This is a genomic window from Sulfurimonas sp. (genome assembly GCF_016744025.1).
Classification (GTDB): Bacteria; Campylobacterota; Campylobacteria; order Campylobacterales; family Sulfurimonadaceae; genus Sulfurimonas.
Map to the genome: position 1 here is coordinate 1 of NZ_JADGFC010000176.1, position 3,937 is coordinate 3,937.

General features: G+C 31.1%; 4 protein-coding genes. 2 read left to right on the top strand and 2 right to left on the bottom strand.

Annotated features, from left to right (window positions below; all coding sequences use genetic code 11):
* Positions 1 to 188: 188 nt before the first annotated feature.
* Positions 189 to 1,388 (top strand): tetrahydrodipicolinate N-succinyltransferase N-terminal domain-containing protein, encoded by a 1,200-nt coding sequence (locus QZZ48_RS14575; RefSeq protein ID WP_294966986.1) that lies wholly within the window; start codon positions 189 to 191, stop codon positions 1,386 to 1,388.
* Between the two features lie 152 nt (positions 1,389 to 1,540).
* Entirely contained in the window at positions 1,541 to 1,744 is a 204-nt protein-coding gene (locus tag QZZ48_RS14580; protein WP_294966987.1) for a flagellar basal body rod C-terminal domain-containing protein, read from the top strand.
* Positions 1,745 to 1,752: 8 nt separating this feature from the next.
* On the opposite strand, the gene QZZ48_RS14585 is transcribed toward QZZ48_RS14580, so the two are convergent.
* Complete coding sequence (locus tag QZZ48_RS14585) at positions 1,753 to 3,108, bottom strand: SH3 domain-containing C40 family peptidase (RefSeq protein ID WP_294966988.1); 1,356 nt, start codon at positions 3,106 to 3,108, stop codon at positions 1,753 to 1,755.
* 16 nt (positions 3,109 to 3,124) lie between these two features.
* On the bottom strand, positions 3,125 to 3,784 hold the full coding sequence (locus tag QZZ48_RS14590) for a LexA family transcriptional regulator (protein WP_294966989.1): 660 nt from the start codon (positions 3,782 to 3,784) through the stop codon (positions 3,125 to 3,127).
* Positions 3,785 to 3,937: the final 153 nt, after the last annotated feature.

A 3,937-nucleotide genomic window follows, 5' to 3' on the forward strand; every position in this document is an offset into this window, starting at 1 on the left:
TTCTTTGTTTTTGGTCGAATAAGATTAGCAGATTATCGATTAATCCTATCTTTCAACTTACTTTCAAAAAATTGCACTTGATTTTAGAATTGGCGCTTTGAATTAAAATCTAGAACGAATAGTATATATAAATTATTGTTAGTAGTTTTTAAGTATAATACACACAATTAATTATTAAGCGAGAATTCATGGAAATAGTACAAACAACAGATGCTTTTAAAGCATTGATACAAAGCATTAAGTCAGAAACAGCTGGATATAAAGATCCTTTAGCATTTGGTATATGTAGAGTTGATTTAGGTCAGATAAATGTTGAAAAAACACTTCAAGCAACATACCCACTAATAAACTGGGATGAGAACTTTGGTAGTGCTGCTATCTTCATCAAAGCATTAGCAGAGCAAGGAATAGAAGTTGATTTCAACGAAAGTGAAGTTGTTTGTGACATAAATGCAACTTTTTTAAAGAGTTGTTTAAACGCATTTTCTCCTTACTCTGGCGAAGCATTTGGTGATGCACATAAAAACATTCAAGTTGTATCTGCACTTTATAATCAAATTATGAATAGTGGCTCACTAGAGGGTGAGTTTAAAGTAACATTTATTTTTGCAGATGAGGCACTTAAGAGTGTTGAAGCTTCATACTTAAAGTTATATGCAATGAGTCAAGCAAAAGTTGAATTAAGAAGTATTAACTTAAACGGAGCATTTGGCGCTCTTCCTAATGTTGCTTGGTCAAATGGTCAACCAATTGAACTTGAATACCTTAGAGAGTTCGAAATAGAGTTAAAACTTGCAAATGACTACCCTCATATTGATTTTGTAGATAAATTCCCAAGATTTTTACAACATATCATTCCTGCGGACAATACTAGAATCCTTGAGACTTCAAAAGTAAGATTTGGTGCTCAACTAGCATCTGGAACTACTGTAATGCCTGGTGCTTCATATATCAATTTTAATGCTGGAACAACTGGTTCAGTAATGGTTGAAGGACGTATTTCTAGTTCTGCAATTGTTGGTGCAGGTTCTGATATTGGAGGAGGTGCTTCTATTCTTGGTGTACTAAGTGGAACTGACGGGAACCCTATATCTATCGGTAAGAACACACTTCTTGGAGCAAATTCAACTTGTGGTATTCCTTTAGGTGACGGTTGTATCATAGATGCAGGTCTAGCAATTTTAGAAGGAACTAAAATAGGAATCTATCCTAAAGAACTTACTAAAATTCAAGAAGTAAATAAGAACCTAACAATGGAAGGTGAAATATTTAAAGGTAAGAGCCTTGCAAATCTTAATGGACTACATTTCAGACAAAACTCTTTAACTGGTGAGATGACAGCTTCTCGTTCAACTAGAGAGATAAAACTTAACTCTGATCTACACTAACTTTCTTTAGCATCTGGAACAAAACCAGATGCTTTACTCTGAATTTATTAAAACATAAACTTATATTTAGATATTTTATATTATACTATTGGGTACGAAAGTATTTTAATTGTCTTCATACTTTAAAATATAATTATACATAAAGGCTTATTATGAACATTTCTAATAACATGTCATCAATTCAATCTAACCAAACAATGATGAATGCGAGTGCTTCAAACATTGTAAATAACAAGGCAGACCTATCTAAAGAAATGCCTAATCAAATAGTTGCTCAACATGCCACTACAGCAAACGTAAACACTATTAAAGCTCAAGATGAGATGCTTGGTTCTATGTTAGACATAAAAGCATAAAAGAGATACTACCTAGTTAAGATATTCATACTTTTTAAGTTTCTTAGTATTGAACCCTCATCATAATAATGAGCTAAATTTTTTCCAAGTCTTAAAGTACTGAAGACTGTTTTGCCTACCACTACTCTACCTTCAATACCATTCTCTTTTGTCTTTATTCCCCATATATTATGAAAGACTATTACTTCATTGTTAAATGTGCCAACATAAAGAACGATGTGCCCTTTTTTATACAAAAGAGTTTCAAAAGGAACAGCTTTTTGTTTTATAAGAGATATTTTCTCTTCATCAGTCAAATTTTCTAGGCTTGTTATTTGCCCAACTTTAGCTTGCTGTGATGAGTTTCTTGGTAACCAAATACCAAAAGGTGCATACATATCACGAAGAGTAGAAGAACAGTCTCTTTGCCCGTATATTCCACCCCAACCATAGTTACTTTTAAATACTTCACTCATTATATTTGTAAGAGATTTTCTATCTAAGTTTAAAGTCTCTTTTGTAGCTACTTCTTTAGATATTTTCACTTTTTCAAAAACTGGAACAGATCCTTTGTTGGAAGAGATTGCTAAAGCTGTAAATTCTTTATTATTTTCAGATATTAAAGCCAACATCATTCCTATTTTTGATGAAAAGAGGAAAGTTCCATTAGCTGTATATATAGGAATATCTTCTTTTATAAAAAATATTTGTTGTGCTTTTTGCCATGAGTCTGTATATTCTTTTTTTAAAAAAGCTATATCACTGGTTTTCACCCAACCAGAAGCAAAACTACTAAATGCATAAACCCACTCTTTATCTTTTGAGTAGTGAGATACAAAGAGTGGTTTATTTGCATGTACAGAACTGTTTTGAAGATAATCAAAAGGGAAACCTTCTCCAGCCTTTTTAGGATCTCGAAGGAGTGGTTTTATTGTAGGGAAAGCTCTAATATTCAGATGTCTAAGAGTAATTGCTTTAGCATTTAGAGTTGCATACTTAGAAAAGTTGGCATTATCAAATGTTTTATCAAAGAAGCTTTGTTTTAAGAGTTGAAAATTTTCACCATAACTGTCTCCAGCCTTATATGTATTAAAGGGCCATTTAACATCTTCTAGTTTTTCTCTTGGTTGTGTATCATTCCATACATTGAAATAATACTTTTCATATTTTTTTTGAATTTTATAAGTTTTCTTTGCCTCAAGTAGTTCTTGTGTAAAAAATTCAACATCTTGAGGTATAGTAACTAAATCATATATTTTTACAATCTCATCAGTTTTAGACTTGATTTCTTTTTCTACTTCTTGTTTCTTATTTTGAACAACTGCTTCTTTAGAAGAACAAGAAACAAATACTATACTTACTAAAACTAAAAAAATATATTTCAAATTATCTATTCCTATTTTAATCTACATCACCAAATCTACTTACAACTCTTCCAATAACCTCTATTTCATTAGGTTCAAGAGTTTGTGTAGAATATACTTGATTATCAGATATTATATCTATCTTTCCATCTATTCTTTTTTGAACACGTTTAATAAAGAGTCCAGCTTCTGTTCTAATAGTAAAAATACCACCACGTTGGAGGTCAGTCTTCGCTCTATTTATAAAAACTATATCATTATAACTAAAAGTTGGTTCCATAGAATCACCTGAAACATTAATAGCTTCTATACTCTTCATCTCACTTTCACCACCAAGCATGAATACAAATTTCTCAGGGAGTTCTAGTTCTTGTATCTCTTCATACTGTTCATCAGCTCCACCACCAGCAGAAGCATTTACATCGCTAAAATATTTAACCATATAGAACTTATTAGTAGCTTCTACTAAACTCTCAGGCGATTGACCATAAAGCATCCAGTTAATAGATATACTTCTTGTAGCACAAAAATCCATTAATTCACCAAATGGAACTTTATTTCTCTTCTTCATAGTTGCAAAATTCATCTGAGATATACCTAATACATCAGCTATATCTTTATCAAATATTTTCTTAGAAGAAAACTCAGAAGATACTATACTTTTTATCTCTTCAACAATTTCCAAAAAACTTTTCATGACATTTCTCCCATATTTTTTATAAATTATAATACAATTTTGCAATAAAGTCAAAATATTTATGGCAAATTGTCATACTTTTTTGTTTTTCTCTTAAAAATGTGTAGTATATGTCATATTAACTAAAGGATATGTGATGTCTATGATCTGTCT

Bases quoted from the DNA above. Each gene is read 5' to 3' on its own strand.
- QZZ48_RS14590 (WP_294966989.1), bottom strand. From the start codon at position 3,784: ATGAAAAGTTTTTTGGAAATTGTTGAAGAGATAAAAAGTATAGTATCT.
- QZZ48_RS14575 (WP_294966986.1), top strand. From the start codon at position 189: ATGGAAATAGTACAAACAACAGATGCTTTTAAAGCATTGATACAAAGC.
- QZZ48_RS14580 (WP_294966987.1), top strand. From the start codon at position 1,541: ATGAACATTTCTAATAACATGTCATCAATTCAATCTAACCAAACAATG.